Annotated in this window: 20 protein-coding genes and 1 tRNA gene; 6 read left to right on the top strand and 15 right to left on the bottom strand. The window is 70.1% G+C overall.

Going from position 1 to position 16,213, the window contains the following annotated elements; translation table 11 throughout:
* Window positions 1-3 precede the first annotated feature (3 nt).
* From KIK09_RS18370 to KIK09_RS18355, 4 genes are all read right to left on the bottom strand, one after another.
* A complete protein-coding gene (locus KIK09_RS18370; RefSeq protein ID WP_214320739.1) occupies window positions 4-1,128 on the bottom strand; it encodes a PucR family transcriptional regulator in 1,125 nt (374 codons plus the stop codon).
* A 149-nt stretch (window positions 1,129-1,277) separates the two neighbouring features.
* Window positions 1,278-1,709: a DUF350 domain-containing protein gene (locus tag KIK09_RS18365; RefSeq protein WP_214320417.1), complete on the bottom strand. Its 432-nt coding sequence runs from the start codon at window positions 1,707-1,709 to the stop codon at window positions 1,278-1,280.
* A 1-nt stretch (window position 1,710) separates the two neighbouring features.
* Entirely contained in the window at window positions 1,711-2,856 is a 1,146-nt protein-coding gene (locus KIK09_RS18360) for a glutathionylspermidine synthase family protein (protein ID WP_214320416.1), read from the bottom strand.
* Entirely contained in the window at window positions 2,856-3,257 is a 402-nt protein-coding gene (locus tag KIK09_RS18355) for a hypothetical protein (RefSeq protein WP_250573236.1), read from the bottom strand. The genes KIK09_RS18360 and KIK09_RS18355 overlap by 1 nt, the downstream gene beginning before the upstream one ends.
* Window positions 3,258-3,371: 114 nt before the next feature.
* Here KIK09_RS18355 and KIK09_RS18350 point away from each other — a divergent pair, with 114 nt between their 5' ends.
* On the top strand, window positions 3,372-4,382 hold the full coding sequence (locus tag KIK09_RS18350) for a PHP domain-containing protein (protein WP_214320415.1): 1,011 nt from the start codon (window positions 3,372-3,374) through the stop codon (window positions 4,380-4,382).
* On the opposite strand, the gene KIK09_RS18345 is transcribed toward KIK09_RS18350, so the two are convergent.
* From KIK09_RS18345 to KIK09_RS18330, 4 genes are read right to left on the bottom strand one after another with little or no spacing between them, the layout of a single operon-like run.
* A complete protein-coding gene (locus KIK09_RS18345; RefSeq protein ID WP_214320414.1) occupies window positions 4,375-5,565 on the bottom strand; it encodes an ABC transporter permease in 1,191 nt (396 codons plus the stop codon). The genes KIK09_RS18350 and KIK09_RS18345 overlap by 8 nt on opposite strands.
* Window positions 5,562-6,254 carry an ABC transporter ATP-binding protein gene (locus KIK09_RS18340; protein ID WP_214320413.1) on the bottom strand — a complete coding sequence of 231 codons (693 nt, stop codon included), beginning with the start codon at window positions 6,252-6,254 and terminating at the stop codon, window positions 5,562-5,564. Before KIK09_RS18340 ends, KIK09_RS18345 begins: the two co-directional genes overlap by 4 nt.
* Window positions 6,251-7,291, bottom strand: coding sequence for an efflux RND transporter periplasmic adaptor subunit (locus tag KIK09_RS18335; protein ID WP_214320412.1), 1,041 nt, complete (start codon window positions 7,289-7,291; stop codon window positions 6,251-6,253). The genes KIK09_RS18340 and KIK09_RS18335 overlap by 4 nt, the downstream gene beginning before the upstream one ends.
* The gene (locus KIK09_RS18330; RefSeq protein ID WP_214320411.1) at window positions 7,288-7,770 is read right to left on the bottom strand and encodes a hypothetical protein; all 483 of its coding nucleotides are present in this window, start codon (window positions 7,768-7,770) and stop codon (window positions 7,288-7,290) included. The genes KIK09_RS18335 and KIK09_RS18330 overlap by 4 nt, the downstream gene beginning before the upstream one ends.
* Before the next feature lie 102 nt (window positions 7,771-7,872).
* On the opposite strand from KIK09_RS18330, the gene KIK09_RS18325 reads away from it, so the two are divergent.
* From KIK09_RS18325 to KIK09_RS18310, 4 genes are all read left to right on the top strand, one after another.
* The gene (locus KIK09_RS18325) at window positions 7,873-8,517 is read left to right on the top strand and encodes a response regulator transcription factor (protein ID WP_214320410.1); all 645 of its coding nucleotides are present in this window, start codon (window positions 7,873-7,875) and stop codon (window positions 8,515-8,517) included.
* A complete protein-coding gene (locus KIK09_RS18320) occupies window positions 8,514-9,632 on the top strand; it encodes a sensor histidine kinase (RefSeq protein WP_214320409.1) in 1,119 nt (372 codons plus the stop codon). The genes KIK09_RS18325 and KIK09_RS18320 overlap by 4 nt, the downstream gene beginning before the upstream one ends.
* Before the next feature lie 10 nt (window positions 9,633-9,642).
* Window positions 9,643-10,368, top strand: a complete 726-nt coding sequence (locus KIK09_RS18315) for a helix-turn-helix transcriptional regulator (RefSeq protein ID WP_214320408.1) — start codon at window positions 9,643-9,645, stop codon at window positions 10,366-10,368.
* A 79-nt stretch (window positions 10,369-10,447) separates the two neighbouring features.
* On the top strand, window positions 10,448-10,810 hold the full coding sequence (locus KIK09_RS18310) for a VOC family protein (protein WP_214320407.1): 363 nt from the start codon (window positions 10,448-10,450) through the stop codon (window positions 10,808-10,810).
* Window positions 10,811-10,933: 123 nt separating this feature from the next.
* Here KIK09_RS18310 and KIK09_RS18305 read toward each other — a convergent pair whose 3' ends face one another.
* Together KIK09_RS18305 and KIK09_RS18300 are read right to left on the bottom strand one after the other, a co-directional pair.
* Complete coding sequence (locus tag KIK09_RS18305; RefSeq protein ID WP_214320406.1) at window positions 10,934-12,439, bottom strand: alpha/beta hydrolase; 1,506 nt, start codon at window positions 12,437-12,439, stop codon at window positions 10,934-10,936.
* Between the two features lie 165 nt (window positions 12,440-12,604).
* On the bottom strand, window positions 12,605-13,060 hold the full coding sequence (locus KIK09_RS18300; protein ID WP_308164170.1) for a hypothetical protein: 456 nt from the start codon (window positions 13,058-13,060) through the stop codon (window positions 12,605-12,607).
* 630 nt (window positions 13,061-13,690) lie between these two features.
* Between KIK09_RS18300 and KIK09_RS18295 the strand changes: the two genes are divergently transcribed.
* Window positions 13,691-13,894 carry a hypothetical protein gene (locus tag KIK09_RS18295; RefSeq protein WP_214320405.1) on the top strand — a complete coding sequence of 68 codons (204 nt, stop codon included), beginning with the start codon at window positions 13,691-13,693 and terminating at the stop codon, window positions 13,892-13,894.
* 4 nt (window positions 13,895-13,898) lie between these two features.
* Here KIK09_RS18295 and KIK09_RS18290 read toward each other — a convergent pair.
* The 5 genes from KIK09_RS18290 to KIK09_RS18270 all read right to left on the bottom strand — a co-directional run bounded on the left by KIK09_RS18290 (window position 13,899) and on the right by KIK09_RS18270 (window position 16,180).
* Window positions 13,899-13,973, bottom strand: a tRNA-Val gene (locus KIK09_RS18290).
* A gap of 16 nt (window positions 13,974-13,989) precedes the next feature.
* The gene (locus tag KIK09_RS18285; protein WP_214320404.1) at window positions 13,990-14,934 is read right to left on the bottom strand and encodes an ROK family protein; all 945 of its coding nucleotides are present in this window, start codon (window positions 14,932-14,934) and stop codon (window positions 13,990-13,992) included.
* Between the two features lie 55 nt (window positions 14,935-14,989).
* The gene (locus KIK09_RS18280; RefSeq protein ID WP_250573235.1) at window positions 14,990-15,229 is read right to left on the bottom strand and encodes a hypothetical protein; all 240 of its coding nucleotides are present in this window, start codon (window positions 15,227-15,229) and stop codon (window positions 14,990-14,992) included.
* 83 nt (window positions 15,230-15,312) lie between these two features.
* A complete protein-coding gene (locus KIK09_RS18275) occupies window positions 15,313-15,741 on the bottom strand; it encodes a peroxiredoxin (RefSeq protein ID WP_308164169.1) in 429 nt (142 codons plus the stop codon).
* A 10-nt stretch (window positions 15,742-15,751) separates the two neighbouring features.
* On the bottom strand, window positions 15,752-16,180 hold the full coding sequence (locus KIK09_RS18270) for a DUF3052 domain-containing protein (RefSeq protein ID WP_214320401.1): 429 nt from the start codon (window positions 16,178-16,180) through the stop codon (window positions 15,752-15,754).
* Between the last annotated feature and the right edge of the window lie 33 nt (window positions 16,181-16,213).

Below are 16,213 nucleotides of genomic sequence, written 5' to 3'. Positions count from 1 at the left end.
TTGTTACGTTAGGGCGCGCCACGTTTCCGCGCCTTCCGAGAGCCTGCCGAGGATGAGGCCCACCTGCAGGGTGAAGGCGGACCTGCCTTCCGTCGGCAGGTAGCCGGTGAGCTCGGTGATCTTCTTGAGCCGGTAGCGGACCGTGTTCGGGTGGACGAACAGCAGCCGGGCCGTGGCTTCGAGCGAGGTGCCCTGTTCCAGGTACGTGGCAAGGGTATCCAGCAACGGCGTGCCCGCCAAAGGCAGATAGACGTGCTCGACCAGCTGCTGCCTGGCGTCCTCGTCGCCGTCCAGCGCCCGCTCGGCCAGCAGCTCGTCGGCGTGCACCGGCCGGGGCGCGTCGGGCCAGCCGGAGGAGGCCTTCAGCCCGGCCAGCGCGGCTTTGGCGGAGCCCGCGGCGTGGTGCAGGTCGGACACCTCGGGCCCGATGACGATCGGTCCGGGGCCGAAGCGGGAGACCACCTGCTTGGCGGCGTCGTCCACGCTGTCCGCGCCGCCCACGATCACGATCAGCCGGTCGGCCTGGACCCCGGCCAGCAGGTCCATGCCGATGCGCCGGCCCTTCTCGCGCAGCCCGTCGATGACCGCCCGCGGGTCGTCGCCGGGGGCCTGCCCGGCGATCACCACGACGGGGGAGGACGTCCAGCCCAGCGCGGCGGCCCAGGAGTGCAGGCCGTCGTCGACCTCGCCCCGCACCAGCGCGTCCACGATCAGCGCCTCGAGGCGGGCGTCCCACGAACCCCTCGCCTCGGCCTCACGGGCGTAGACGTGTGCGGCGGCGAAGGCCACGTCCCTGGTGTAGCGGAGCATGGCCTGCTCGAGCTGGTCCTCGCCGCCGGGGGAGGCCAGCTCGTCGGTCTGGGCCTCGACCACCTCGACGACGATCCTGATGATGTCGACGGTCTGCTGGAGGGAGATCGAGCGCTTGAGCTCCCGCGGCGCCGTACCGAAGAACTCGATGCTGGGCGTGGGGCGGTCCTCGCCGGCGTGCTGGAACCACTCCACGAACGAGGCGATGCCCGCCTGGGCGACCAGCCCGACCCAGGAGCGGTCCTCCGCGCTGAGCGCGCGGAACCAGGCGAGCTTGTCGTCCATGCGGGCCATGGCGGCCGTGCCGAGAGAGCCCATGGCCCGCTCAAGCCTTCTCGTGGTGTCCTCGCGCGTCCGATCGCTCACAGCTCTAAGAGTGCCAGGTCGCCGGGGGTGCGCCAGTCATGAGGTTGTGCAGGCTTGTGTCGACATAGCTGTGCCATATCGACATATGTCGTCAGATTTCGTTAGATGACGGCGATCGCGGTGATGAGGCCGATCGCGATGTGGGTGGCGGCCAGGAGCCGCGCGCCGGGCTGCAGTTCCTGCTCCTTGACCAGTTCGCGCACCTTGACCCCGACCACGGAGTCGAACACCAGCATCGCCACGGCCTGCACGATGATGCCCACCAGGCCGAACACCACGGTGCCCGCCAGGCCCTCGGTGAGCTTGCCGCCGGAGGACCAGATGGAGGCGGCCACGATCAGGCCCACCGCGATCAGCGTGGAGGTGGCCAGCAGGGTGGCGTTGGCGTTGCGCTCGGTCTTGATGATCGTGCTCAGCTTGCCGGGGATGACGAGGTCGATCACGTAGAAGCCGACGATGAGCAGGACGACGCCGACGGCGGCGTAGGCGGCGATGGCGCCCGCGCCGCGGGCAAGGGTCTCGACGAGGGTCATGTCATGGCTCTATTCGGTGGGGGACGAAGGAGGAGGTGTCATCGGTGATCAGTCCGGTGGTCTCGCGGATGCCCAGGCCGGCGGGTTCGTCGGCCACGACCCAGGCACCCAGCACGGGCCGCTGCCCCTCGAACTCGGGCAGCGCCTCGAACGCCTGGTACATGTAGCCTTCCCGACCGTACTCGCCGGGGGTCGCAAGATCCATGCCCGGCGCGACGATCCGCATGGACGCGCCCTCCCTGCCCAGCAGCGGTTTCGCGATATATGCGGACATGTCGCGTGGGCCGTCGAGGTAGGCGGGCAGCAGGTTCTCATGGCCGGGGAACAGCTCCCACAGGACGGCGAGCAGCGCCTTGTTCGACAGCAGCGTCTTCCACAGCGGCTCGATCCACGTCGAGTGCCGTACGGCGTGCCGCCCGAACGGCTCGGCGAGCATCCACTCCCACGGGTAGAGCTTGAACACCGAGCGGATCATGCGTTCCTCGACGTCAACGAAGCGCCGGTTGAGCTCGTCCCAGCCGATGTCCTCCATGGCCAGCGCGATCGTGTTCAGCCCCGCCAGTTCGGCCGTCTCCTGCAGGTAGGCCAGCGTCATGGCCTCCTCGCCCGTCTCGTCCAGGCTGGTCCAGGCGAAATGGGTGGGGCCGGGCGGCAGCCGTACCTCCTTCCAGCGGTCGACGAGGCGCTCGTGCACCGAGTTCCACTGGTCGGAGTCGGGGTGCGTGTCCTTGAGCCAGAACCACTGCACGACCGACGACTCCACCAGCGCCGTCGGCGTGTCGGCGTTGTACTCCAGCAGCTTGGCCGGGCCCGTGCCGTCGTAGCGCAGGTCGAAGCGGGCGTAGACGTAGGGGTCGCGGCGCTGCCAGGACCTGGCCACCTCCTCGTGCGCCCACTCGGGGATGGCGAAGTCGTCGAAGCGGCCCGTCGTGACCACGTGGTCGACCGCCTGCAGGCACATGCCGTGCAGCTCCTCGACCTGCTCCTCCAGGGATTCGATCTCCTCCAGGGAGAAGACGTAGTGGACGGACTCGTCCCAGTAGGGGCGGGTCAGCCCCTCCGGGTGGGCGGCCCGGTGATAGGCCAGGCCCTGGCTCTCGATCGTCTTCTCCCAGCCGTCCCTGGGCGTCCCGTGCTCGCGGCGCATCAGCCGCCGCCGCCCCAGTGGCTGCCGAAACCGCCGCGCTGGATGCTGCGGCCGGTGCGGCTGGAGATGGTGACGTCGGAGGGGCGGTAGGTCGAGCCCCGCAGCACGCGGGTGCCGATCCTGGTGCCGCCGTAGTACCAGTGGTAGGCGCCGTGCGAACCGCCGTAGAAGCCGCTGCGGCCGTTGTCGTCGTCGCAGAACTGGTCGTCCACGACCTCGTAGGACCCGTCCGTCTGCTGGTTGCTCATGTCCACGCAGTCGGCGGTGACCTCCTCGCTCTGCTGGGCCGCGCAGTAGCCGACCAGGACCAGGGACACCACGCCGATCGCCGACAGCGCGATCACCTTGGATGCCTTGATGGCCTTGACGGGTGGGGGAGGGGGAGGGGGAGGTGTTTCCATCGAGCTCCAGTCGGTCGGCCGAACAGCCTAGCGGTGGCCGTTGCCGGTCTACAACGGGTCGCTTTATCTCCGCTTAACGGGCAAGTGTTCAAAATGGTGCCGTTTAATCGGGATATGGATCCTGCCGAGGCGCTCCGCGAGATCGCGTTCCTGCTCGAGCGGGCCGCCGAGCCCACCTACCGCGTGCGCGCCTTCCGCAGGGCCGCCGACGCCGTGGAACAGCTGCCGCGCGAGGACCTGGAGCTGCTGGTCGGCTCGGGCGGGCTGGCGGGCGTGCCGGGCATCGGCAAGGTCACCGCCCTGGCGATCACCGAGGCGCTCGACGGGCAGGTGCCCACGTACCTGCGCAGGCTGCGCGACACCGCGGGCACGGACCTCGACGAGGAGACCAGCGCGATCAGGTCGGCGCTGCGGGGCGACCTGCACAGCCACTCCGACTGGTCCGACGGCGGGTCGCCGATCGAGGAGATGGCCGCGGCGGCCAAGCAGCTCGGCCACTCCTACCTGGCGCTCACCGACCACTCGCCCCGCCTCACGGTCGCCAACGGCCTGTCGGCCGCCCGCCTGCGCCGCCAGCTCGACGTCGTGGCCGAGCTCAACGAACGGCTTGCCCCCTTCAGGATCCTGACGGGCATCGAGGTCGACATCAACCCGGACGGCAGCCTCGACCAGGAGCCCGAGCTGCTGGAACGGCTCGACATCGTGGTCGCGAGCGCGCACTCCAAGCTCCGGATGAACCGCTACGAGATGACCCGGCGCATGGTCACGGCCATCGCCAACCCCGTCGTCACGATCCTCGGGCACTGCACGGGCCGCATCGTCAAGGGAGGCACCAAGCGCGGCGGCCTGCGCCCGGAGTCGGAGTTCGACGCGGAGCTGGTCTTCGAGGCCTGCCGCAGGTTCGGGGTCGCCGTCGAGATCAACTCCCGCCCTGACCGGCTCGACCCGCCCAAGCGGCTGCTGCGCCAGGCCTTCGAGATGGGCTGCGACTTCGCCCTCGACTCGGACGCCCACGCGCCGGGCCAGCTGGACTGGCAGCGCCACGGCTGCGAACGCGCCGCCCGCTGCGGCATCCCCGCCTCCCGGATCATCAACACCCGCGCCCTCGAAGCCCTGCTCAGGTAGTGGTGAGCGCGGCCGTCGGGGAGAGGTGCGAGGCACGGACGGCAGGATAGAGGCCGGCGAGCGTGCCCGTGGTGAAGGTCGCCGCCAGGGCGGCGGCGATGGACCACGGGGGGATGGCGGTCGGCCAGTCGTGGGCCAGGGCGTAGAGGGTGGTCGCGAGGGCGCCGAGGAGGGCGCCCGCCGCACCGCCCAGCGTGGACAGCAGCAGCGACTCGGTCAGGAACTGCGTGCGGATCTGACCGCGGGTGGCGCCGAGGGAGCGGCGCAGGCCGATCTCCTTGCGGCGTTCCAGGACCGAGATGACCATGGTGTTGGCCACGCCCACCCCGCCCACCAGCAGCGCCACCGCGCCGAGCCCGAGCAGGAGGCTGGTGAAGGCGCCCGCGGCGGCGGCCTTGGCGGCAAGCGCGTCGGACGGGCGGCTGACGTCGACCTCCTCCGGGTGTTCCGGGCTGACCGTGCGCGGCAGCAGCCCGCGGACCGTCTCCACCGCCTCGTCGGCGGACCGTTCGTAGATCGTCGTCGGGTGCCCGTCGAAGGCCAGATAGCGTTGCGCGGCCGCGAAGCCGACCAGGGCGGACCGCTCGATCTCCGGCGCGAGCGGCATCGGCCCCAGGATGCCGACCACCGTGAACCACCGGTCGCCCAGCCACACCCGCAACCCCGTCCGGCTCAGCCCCAGCCTCGAGGCCGCCTCGGCGCCCAGCACCACGGCAGGCTCGCGGGCCGTGGCCGCGTTCAGCCAGGCGCCCTTGACGACGGCGCCCTCCAGCGTCGCCAGCAGCTCGGGCGTCGCGGCCTGTACGGCGATGCCGCCCGTGACCGCCTCGGGGATGAGGCTCGTACGGCGGATCGTGGCCTCGACCTTGCCCGTGGCGGACGCGGTGCGGACCCCGTCGATGCGCCCGACCATGGCGACCGACGTGGCGGGCAGCTCCGCCTCCTCGCCGAACAGCGTCCTGCCGGGCGAGACGGTGAGCAGATTCGTGCCGAGGCGGTCGAGTTGACGCAGCAACTGCTCGCGGGAGGAGGAGGAGATGCCGACCACGGCGATCATCGTGGCGATGCCGATCGCGATCCCGAGCGCCGACAGGAACACCCTGGCCGGCCGGGTCCGCAACCCCACCGCCCCCACCCGCAGCACGTCGGCCGCCCCCAGCCGCGCCGGTCGCAGCTCGCTCATCTCGTGACTCCATCGGAAAGATCGGAAGAACCGGAAAGCGCGCGGCCGTCGCGGACGCGGATCTGGCGGGGGCACCAGGCGGCGATCTCCGCGTCGTGGGTGATCACCACGACCGTCGTCCCCGCCTCGTGCAGGTCGGACAGGATCCGCAGCACCTCCGCGCCGGAGGCCGAGTCCAGGTTGCCGGTGGGCTCGTCGGCCAGCAGCAGCGGCGGGTCCCCGACGACCGCCCTGGCGACCGCCACCCGCTGCTGCTCCCCGCCCGACAGCTGGTGCGGCCGGTGCCGCAGCCGGTGCCCGAGCCCCACCCGCTCGAGCGCCACCGCGGCCCTGGCCCGCCGGACCCGCAGGGGCAGCCCGCTGTAGAGCAGGCCGTCGGCCACGTTGTCCAGCGCCGGCACCCCGGGAGCCAGGTGGAACTGCTGGAAGACGAACCCCAGCCGCCGCGACCGCAGCGCCGACAGCTCCCGATCCGACAGCGCCGCGACGTCGTACCCGGCAATGCGCACGGTGCCCGTCGTGGGCCGGTCGAGGGTGCCGATCAGCTGGAGCATGGTGGACTTGCCCGACCCCGACGGCCCGACGATGGCCACCAGCTCCCCGGCCGCGATCGTCAGGTCCACCCCGCGCAGCGCGTGGACGTTCCCCGCGTAGACCTTGGACACGCCCGCGAGCTCGACGATGTTCACGACGCGGGCACCCCCACCTTCATCCCGGGCGCCAGCCCGCCGCCGGACACCTCGACCATCCCGCCGCCGAACACCCCGACCCGGACGGGCACGATCGCGGACGAGCCGCCGGAGACGACCTCCACGCCGAAGCCCGTGCGCGTCGCCAGCAGCGCCTCCAGCGGTACGGCCAGCACGTTCCTGCGCGGCGGCCCGCTCAGCTCGACGTCCACCGGCGCCTGGTCGAGCCGGGTGCGCGGGATCTTGCGCAGCGTGATCTCCAGGTCCATCGTGGTGCGGTCCTGTCCGCGCACCTCCTTGGCCACCGTGCCGACCGTGGTGATCCGCCCGGCGACCCGCTCGCCGCCGGGCAGCGTGACGGTGCACCTGGCGCCCTTCCTGGCCAGCTCCTGGTCGCCGGTGTCCAGGTCGACGTGGACGATCCGCTCGGTGTCGCTGACGAGGAGCACCTCCTGCCCGGGACGCGCCCGCTCGCCCGCCTCCGCCCGCGCGCTGGTCACCCGGACCGCGCCGGGCAGGAACACCACCTGGCCGGAGTCCACCCGCCCGGTCTCCGGCAGGTCGTGGTCCTCCTGCCAGCTCTTGACGGCCAGATAGGTGGCGTAGGAGAAGTGCTGGTCGACGGTCACCGAGTAGCCGAGCGCCGCCAGGTTCCGCTCCAGTTGCTCGACGTCGGGACCGTCGCTCACGCCCGTCGCCAAGGCCCGGTAGAGCGGTAGCTTGCCGTACATGAGGGTGACGGGCTTGCGGTCGACGCGCAGCAGCGGGCGCCCGCGGCGGATCACGGCCCCTTCGTCGGGGACCCAGGTGACGGTTCCCGCGGCGTCGGTCGTCACGCGGCGCGAGCCCGAGTAGGTCAGCGAGCCGTCGACGGTCTTGGTGTCGACCAGGTCCTGCCTGGTCACCGTCGCGGTGGCGGACGCGGTGCGCGCGGCGGTGCCGGCGGTGGGGGCCGCCGCGGTGCCGCGCAGGTTCCAGACGACCAGCGCGGCGGCCGCCACCCCGAGCAGTCCCGCGCCGGCGATCACCTTCCTCATGACAGCAGACCGCCCGGCGCGAACTCCTTGCACGCCTGCTGGGCCTCCTTGACCTTCGACTCGGGCGTGCCGGCCGGGATGTTGATCTCGATGCGCCCGTCGGAGGACGGATCGGGCATGTTGATGCCGTGCTCGCGCATGCACTGCGCGAACTTGATCATCTTGTCGTGCTCCTTGGGGTCGATGCCCTTGCCCTTCTCGCCGACGGCGCCCTTCATGAACTGCTTGCACGCCTCCTGCGCCTTCTGGACCTTCTGCTCCTCGCCCTTGCGGGCCATGATCCGGATTCCCTCGCCGGGCTTGGGGTCCTGCATGTCCACGCCGTGCTCGCGCATGCACTGGGCGAACTTGAGCCCCGCAGCCTCCCGCGCGTCGCCGCTCGCCGAGGCGGTGGGCTGGGCGCTGTTCGCGGCCGGCGAGCCGCACGCCGCCAGGGCGAAGGCCAGAACGGGTACGGCCAGCGTCGATCGCAACCTCATTGATCTCTCCTTCCGGTGTGAGGCCACGAAAGCGGAGCAGGTGCTAAACACAGATAAGGCGGCTTACCCGCGGCTAACACCCGCTGCGGCACGCTCGTCGGCATGAGGGTGCTCGTGGTCGAGGACGAGGAAGAGATGGCCGACGCCGTGGCGCGCGGCCTGCGGCTGCACGCGATGGCGGTGGACGTGGCCTACGACGGCAGGCAGGCGCTCGAGCGGGCCTCCTACGTCGACTACGACGTGGTGGTGCTCGACCGCGACCTGCCGGAGGTGCACGGCGACGAGGTCTGCGGCGAGCTGGTCAACCGCAACCGGATCCTCATGCTGACCGCCGCCGGGCTCGTCCACGACCGGGTCGACGGGCTGGCCCTGGGCGCCGACGACTACCTGGTCAAGCCGTTCGCGTTCGCCGAGCTGGTGGCCAGGGTGCGGGCACTGGGCCGCCGTACCTCCAGGAAGCCCCAGGGGGTGCTCGAGCGGGCGGGCATCAGGCTCGACCCGGCCCGCCGTACCGTGAGCAGGGACGGGCGGGAGATCACGCTGAACCGCAAGGAGTTCGACGTGCTGCGCGAGCTGCTGCTCGCGCAGGGGGGCCTGGTCACCTCGGCCGAGCTGCGCAGGAACGTCTGGGACGAGTTCGCGGCCGAGGGCACGGGCGTGCTGCGGGTGACGCTCACCTCGCTGCGCAGGAAGCTCGGCGAGCCGCAGCCGATCGAGAACGTGCCGGGCAAGGGGTACCGGCTGTGAGCAGGCTCGGGCTGCGCATGCGGCTCACGCTGCTGTACGGCGTGCTGTTCTTCGTGGCCGGGTCGGTGCTGGTGTGGCTGAACTACGCGCTGACCGCCCGCGCGCTCGAGCAGCAGTTCACCGTCGACATCAAGAAGGTCCAGCAGCTCCCCGGCATGCCGGCGCTGGGCAACGTCATCTCCCAGCAGACGGACGTGAGCCAGCGGGCGACCAGCGTGCTCAGCGAGACGCTGCGCAACTCGCTGGTCACCATGGTGCTGGTCGGGATCGTGGCGCTGGTGCTGGGTTACCTGGTGGCCGACAGGGCGCTGAAACCCCTGGACCGGGTGACCGAGACGGCCGAGCGGCTGTCGGAGAGCAACCTGCACGAGCGGATCGCGCTCAAGGGCCCCAACGACGAGGTCAAACGCCTGGCCGACACCTTCGACGGCATGCTCGACCGGCTGCACCGCGCTTTCGACGCCCAGCGCCGCTTCATCGGCAACGCCTCCCACGAACTGCGCACCCCGCTGGCCATCAACAGGACCGTGCTGGAGGTCGCGCTTGAGGAGCCGCACGCCTCCGAGGACCTCAAGGTGACTGCCAGGTCGCTGCTGGGCACCAACGCCCGCTACGAGCGCCTCATCGAGGGGCTGCTGCTGCTCGCCCAGTCCGAGCAGGAGCTGACCGTGCGCAGGCCCGTCGAGCTCACCCACGTCGTGAAGACCGTGCTCGACCAGCCGCTGCGCAAGCCGTCCGTCACCGTGCACGAGGACCTGAGCCCCGCGCTGGTGGAGGGGGATCCGCTGCTGCTCGAACGGTGCGTGTTCAACCTGGTGGAGAACGCCGCCAAGTACAACGTGCGCGGCGGCGACATCTGGATCACGCTGCGCGAGGGCGTGCTGACCGTGGAGAACACCGGGCCGGCCGTCCCGCCGTACGAGGTGGAGGAGCTGTTCGAGCCGTTCCACCGGCAGCAGGGCGAACGGGTCAGGTCGGTGCGCGGCGCCGGGCTGGGGCTGTCCATCGTCCGCGCCATCGCCGTCGCCCACGGCGGAACGGTCACCGCCGAGCCGCGCGCGAAGGGCGGCCTGGCCGTCAGCCTGCGCCTGCCGATTGTCGGTGGCGCGGCGTAACGTCGCAAGCGTGAACCGTACCGATCGGCTCTACGCGTTGGTCGAGGAGCTGCGCGCGATCTCCCCCAGAGCCAGGTCCGCCAGGGAGCTGGCCAAGCGCTTCGAGGTGAGCAAGCGCACGATCGAGCGCGACATCACCGCGTTACAGGAGTCCGGGGTGCCCATCTACGCCGAGCCGGGCCGCACGGGCGGATACGCCATCGACAAGAAGATGTCCCTGCCCCCGCTGAACTTCACCCCGGCCGAGGCGGTGGCCATCGCGGTCGCGCTCAGCCAGGCAGGGGAGCAGCCCTTCGCACGGCAGGCGCGCAGCGCGCTGCGCAAGGTCGTGGCCGCCATGCCGGGCCCCGAGGGCGACCTGGCCAGGGAGCTGGCGCGGCGCGTCATGCACATGACGCCCGCCGACCCGGGCGTGGAGATCCTGCCGCTGGGCGGGGAGGGCATCTCGCGCGCCATCGAGGAGGCGCTGCTGCGCAGGAGGGTGCTCAAGCTCGACTACGTGGACAAGAACGGCACGCTCACCTCGCGCGAGGTCGAGCCCGGCGTGTTCCTGGGCGGGCGCGGCGGCTTCTGGTACCTGGTGGCCTGGTGCCGCCTGCGTGACGACGTGCGCGTCTTCCGGCTCGACCGCATCGCCGCCGCCGTGGTGAGCGCCGAGCGCGCCCCCGACCGGCCGCTGGAGGGGTTCGCCAGCGACCTGCCCGAGATGATCGTCCACGGCACGGCGCTCGATTAGTCGATCGAAAACACCGACATAGGGTTGTCGCATCCGTCACATATCGTGCTCTTGTTCGAGAAAGTTCGAGGAGGGCCTGATGGACAACACAGTGACGTGGTTCGAGGTGGCGACCGACGACCCCGACGGCGCGCAGCGCTTCTACGGCGGGCTGTTCGGCTGGTCGGTCGCGCCGAGCGACACCGACGTCATGGACTACCGGATGATCACCTATCCGGGTGGGGAACGCCCGTCGGGCGGCATCTTCAACACCAAGGGCGAGTTCCCCAGCCACGCGGTCTTCCACGTGCAGGTGGCCGACGTCGAAGTGGCCTGCGCGCAGGCCGAGTCGCTCGGCGGCAAGGTCGTCCACAAGGTCGTCGACGACGGCGCGGGCACCGACTTCGCCTACCTGCACGACACCTCGGGCAACCTCTTCGGAGTGTTCCACCCGAGGTCATAAGCGGTCGTGCGCCCCCGGGCAGGCACCGGCGACTTCCCGGCCGGATGCCGCACAACCGGGGGCTGGGACGACCTCACACCCCTGGGCCCGCCGCCGACCGCCGAGCGGCGGCGCGTCCAGGGGTCACTTCGTGCCGCAGGTGGTGCCCTGCTTCGGCACCGTGCCGTTGAGCAGGTAGGCGTCGACGACGTTCTGCACGCACTTGTCGCCCGACAGGTACGCGCCGTGGCCCTCGCCCTTGTAGGTGACCAGCGTCGCGGTCTTGAGCTGCGAGGTCAGCTTGGGCGCCCACTGGTACGGCGTGGCCGGGTCGCCCGTGCCGCCCACCACCACGATCGGCCCCGAGCCGGTGGCGTCGACGTGCCTGGCCTGGTTGCTGCCCGGCACCGGCCACAACCGGCACAGCCCGCCTGCGCCCTCGCTGCCGAACAGCGGCGAGATCTTCAGCGAGGCCGCCTCGGACTTGCGCAGTTCCGCCTCGCTCGGCCGCTCCGCCGAGTCGACGCACGTGATCGCGGGAAAGCTGGTCATCTCCGTGGTGTAGGTGCCGTCCTGCTTGCGGCCGGCGTAGGTGTCGGCCAGGTACATCAGCCCTTCACCCTGCCCGTGCATCGCCTGGTTCAGCGACTGCTCCAGGAACGGCCAGCTCAGCTGCGAGTACAGCGCGGCGGCCAGGCCGGTGGAGGCCAGACCCTGGGTGAGCTCCCTGGTGCCGACCTTGATCGGCTGCGTGACCAGGTCGTTCATCAGCTTGTTGACGTTGGCGTCCGCCTCCTGGACGGTCTTGCCGAAGGGGCAGCCGTCCTTGACGCACGACTTCAGGAAGCTCTCGTAGGCCTGCTGGAAGCCGGCCGTCTGCGCCAGGTTGCGCTGTTCGAAGTTCACGGTCGGGTCCAGCGGCGCGTCCAGCACCGTCTGGCCCACCAGCTTCGGGAACAGGGTGGCGTACACCGCGCCGAGCTGCGTGCCGTACGACATGCCGAAGTAGTTGAGCTTCTCCTCGCCGAGGGCGGCGCGCAGGCGGTCCATGTCGCGCGCGGCGTTGACCGTGCCGACGTACGGCAGCAGCTTGCCCGAGTCCTGCGCGCACAGCCGCGCGAACTCCTTGTTGGCGGCCGTGCTCTCGGCCCTGGTCTTCTCGTTGACGGGGATGGTGTCCATCGAGACCCAGCGATCCATTTCGGCGCTGGTGCCGCAGCGCACACCGGCGCTGCGCTGCACCCCGCGCGGGTCGAAGCTGACCAGGTCGTACTGGGTGTTGAGGCGGGGAAACGCCTTGGCGGCCTGGGCCATCGTGTCGACGCCCGAGGCGCCAGGCCCGCCGAAGTTGAACACCAGCGAGCCGAGCCGCTTGCCAGGACCAGTGGCGGGGATCTTGATGACGGCCATCTCGATCGTGCCGGCCTCGGGTTTGGCGTAGTCCAGCGGCACAGCCAGCTTGCCGCACTGCATCGTGCTCTCCTGCCGGGTCGGCGTCTGGCCGCCCGGCCGGGTGACATCGGTGCACGGGCCCCAGGCGATGCCCCCGGAGTTCGTCGCGCTGGGCAGCATGGCCTGCTGCTGCGGGTGCTGGCTTGAGCAGGCGACGACCGCCACGGTCAGCGTGACGGTGGTCAGGACGTGACGCATAGACACATTCTTCCCCTCGGCTGTGCTGGGGGAGGTATGCCCCACCATACGGGGTAACGGGGTGAGGCGGCACGCACCCCTCCTGACGCGCCGCCTCACCCCTTCACACGAGCGAGCCGACAGGTCATGACGCGGTTCCCCGGAAAACCTGGCGGCGGTGGTGGATTAGTTGGTGCAGTCCTGGTTCTTGAGGTCCAGGCTCACGGAGTAGATCTTGTTGTGGTCGAGGAGGAAGCGGTAGTAGGCCTTGGGGTTGCCGGGGACGCTGGTGTAGAGGTTGTCCTTGCTCTCGCTGGCGGACGTCTCCAGCTTCGGATACGCCTTGCGCAGTTGCTTCCTGGTGGAGCCGATCCCGATGCCCTCGGGGGTCTTCACGCCCTTGGGCGCGTCGATCATCGCCACGCCGAGCTTCTTGGAGATGTAGATGCCGACGGCGTCGCGGCCTGTCGGGTGCGCTTTCAGGTCCCAGCCCGAGCACATGCTGGCGCCCTGCTTCGCGACGATCTTGCCGGTGGCCTTGGCCTGCTTGGCGCTCATCCCCAGCCGCACGCCTCCGTAGCCGAACGGCCCCAGGGCCTCGCTCCGGTGAGAGCCGGCGGCCGAGGCCGCATTCGCCGTCACGACACCTGTCAGCGCGACGCTCGCGGCGAGGGCCCCCACGATCGCCGTACGCCGCACCCGCCGGATGGATGTGCTGTTTTCTCGCCCCGTAGTAGTCATGTCACGTTCGACCCTTGATCAGAGTCAAAGGTTCGCTACTGGCGTGGACAGGCCGCTGGCTGTACGCCGGCCACTCCGCCACCGAGCCCGAACGGCGCGATCTACGGCGGCCAACCACGCCGTGGCGATCGTACGGGCGGCATCTGTGCGGCGGTACGCCGAAGCAGCATGTCCCATCATGGTTGTTGTGGTCGAGGAGCCTCTCAGCAAACCTCAGCGATCCCAAGCTCACCGCCACCCGTCGCCGCCACGCCCAAGCCGCTATCGCCTGGGCCACAGCTGACCGCGAACTTGTCCACCAGCACAAGGCGCTCCTGCTATCTGCACTGGAGTGAAGCACAGGCCGTGAAGAGACACGACCCCTCTGCTTCGCCCTCCAACCGATGGATGGGGTCCGTCATGCCGATGATCGATGGCACTTAGGTGCTTCGACGAGTGTCGGCGCACCATGGCGACCGTACGGCAGCATCGGTGTGGCGGCGTGGCAACCCCGGCCGGAGCGTTCGGTGCGTACCGCGGAGCTGGCGTGCGGTGGCCCGGCCCGGTGTCTCGCTGCTGTCCGACTTCGGCATGCGGATCGAGGACATCTCACGGCTGGTCGGGCACCGGAACACCGTCGTCACTGAGACGGTCTACCGCCAGAAGATCCAGCAGGGCGTGCAGCGCATGGACAGCCTCTTCAGTGGCTCAGTTGGTCACTCAGCGCCGCATAAGAAGATCAGGAAGGAGGTGTAAGACCTGGTGGACGATACTGGGTTCGAACCAGTGACCCCTCGCTTGTAAGGCGAGTGCTCTACCGCTGAGCTAATCGTCCTGAGCGGCACTACACCTTACGACACCAAAGGCTCCGACCGCACATCCAAAACCCAGCCGGGGCCGAGGTCCGGGCGGCCGGCGGCGCGCCAGCCGAGGAGGGCGGCACCGAGCATGCCGGCGTCGACGCCGAGCGCCGCGGGCACCAGCGGGGGCGCGTCGCGGAAGGTCAGGCGCTTGACCAGGCGGGTGCGGACCGGGTCGAAGAGCGCGGGACCCGCCTCGGCCAGGCCGCCGCCGAGGACGATCTGCGAGGGGTCCAGCAGCAGCGTGTAGGTGGCCAGCGCGAGCGACAGTGCCTCGACCGCCTCGTCCCAGACCTCGATGGCGACGGGATCGTCGGAGGAGACCACCTGCTCGGCCTTGACCGGCTCCGCGAGCCCCGCCCGCAGGCTGTAGCGGCGCCCGACGGAGGCCGCAGAGGCGTAGGTCTCCAGGCAGCCGAACTGCCCGCAGGCGCACTGCTCGCCGTCGGGGAAGACCGGGATGTGCCCGATCTCGCCGCCCCACCCCGAGGCTCCGCCGTACGGCTCGCCGCGCAGGATCATGGCACCGGCGATACCGGTGCCGATCGGTAGGAACAGGAAGTCGGAGACGCCGCGCCCGGCGCCCAGGACGCTTTCGGCGAGCCCGCCGGTCTGGACGTCGTGGCCCAGCATGACGGGGATGTCCAGCGTGGTGAAGTCCGCCGCGGGCACGTCACGCCAGCCCAGGTTCGCCGCGTACACCGCGGAGGACGGCGAGACCAGGCCGGGTACGGCCAGCCCCACGCCTACCGGCACGCCGTCGCCGGCCTCGGCCAGGTCCCCGACGAAGGTCCGGATCGCGGACACGACCGCGTCAGGGCCCTCGGCTCGGGGGGTAGGGCGACGCTCGCTCAGCAGGACGGCGCCGGACTCGCTGACGAGGCCGCCCTTCATGGACGTGCCACCCACATCCAGCGCGACGACGAACGAACTCATTGCGGACACGAAAGGAGACGATAGCGCAGGTCAGCAAATGTCCGGAAAAATCTCGTCAAGCTCGTCCCAAGACGCGATTCAGTGCCGCCTCCACCTCGGCGGACAACCCGGGTGGAGCACCAACCTCCACGGGCCCGAAGGACTGCGCCAGCCGTACAGATCCGCACGAACGGCATTCGACCTCGCCCAGCCGGCAGATCAGCGCCTGGGAGCCGCAGGTGGCGCACGAGTCGAGGTCGAGGTCGTGCAGCAGCTGACAGTCCGGGCAGATCAGCACCTGGGTTTCCTGGCGCACCCCGCGCTTCCACGGGCTGGCGCCGCGGACTGGGTCCGTCTGCCGGGCCCCGCAGCGGTAGCAGGGCATTGGTTCCCTCCGTTTTACGAGATGTCGGCGAGTGCCTTGAGGTAGTCGGCGACGTCACGGGCTTCGCCGATCGGATTGACCACCGACCAGCGGATCACGCCCTCGTCGTCGATGATGAAGGTCCCCCGTCGAGCGAGCCCCTTCGTCTCATCGAACACACCGTACGCCCGCGCGACCTGTCCGTGTGGCCAGAAATCGGAGAGCAGCGGGAATGCGTAACCCTCCTGATCCGCCCAGGCACGGTGGGTGAAGATGGAGTCCACCGAGACTGTGAGGATCTGGGCGTCGGCGTCGAAGTCGCGCAGCGCCGACAGCTCGCTCTGGCACACACCGCTGAAGGCCAGCGGGTAGAAGACCAGCACGACCTTCCTGCCACGGAAGTCGGAGAGTCGAACGGGAGTGCCGTGCTGGTCCTGCAGCTCGAAGTCCGGAGCGAGGTTCACGGACCTCAGGCTAACGCTTGCCCTTTGGTGCGACGAGTCTGGTCCCCGACCAATCGGGTGCGGCGGAGATGCTGCTCGTCTGCGAGAGACCCGCGGTAGCGGCATCCTCCCCGATGTCGCTCGGCTCCACGTGGCCGTCACGGCCGGCCTTGGGAGTCAGCAGCCAGATCTGGCCGCCCTCTGCGAGGCCTCGCATGGCATCACTCAGAACGTCGAAGAGGTCGCCGTCACCGTCGCGCCACCACAGCAGCACCACGTCGACGACGTCGTCGGTGTCCTCATCGAGAAGTTCGTTGCCGGTCAGGCTCTCGATGGACTCGCGAAGCTCATCGTCGCTGTCCTCGTCCCAACCGATCTCCTGCACCACCTGACCCGGCTTGAGGCCGAGTCGTTCGGCCAGGCCGCGCTCGCCCTGCGCCTGACCCGCGGTCGCGCTCACTTGTATCCCTCCTGGTATGGGTGTATCGCTTCG

It is taken from the genome of Nonomuraea sediminis (assembly GCF_018531495.1).
GTDB classification, from domain to species: domain Bacteria; phylum Actinomycetota; class Actinomycetes; order Streptosporangiales; family Streptosporangiaceae; genus Nonomuraea; species Nonomuraea sediminis.
The sequence above is the reverse complement of the archived record's forward strand: the minus strand, read 5'-3'. Positions and strand labels throughout refer to the sequence as shown.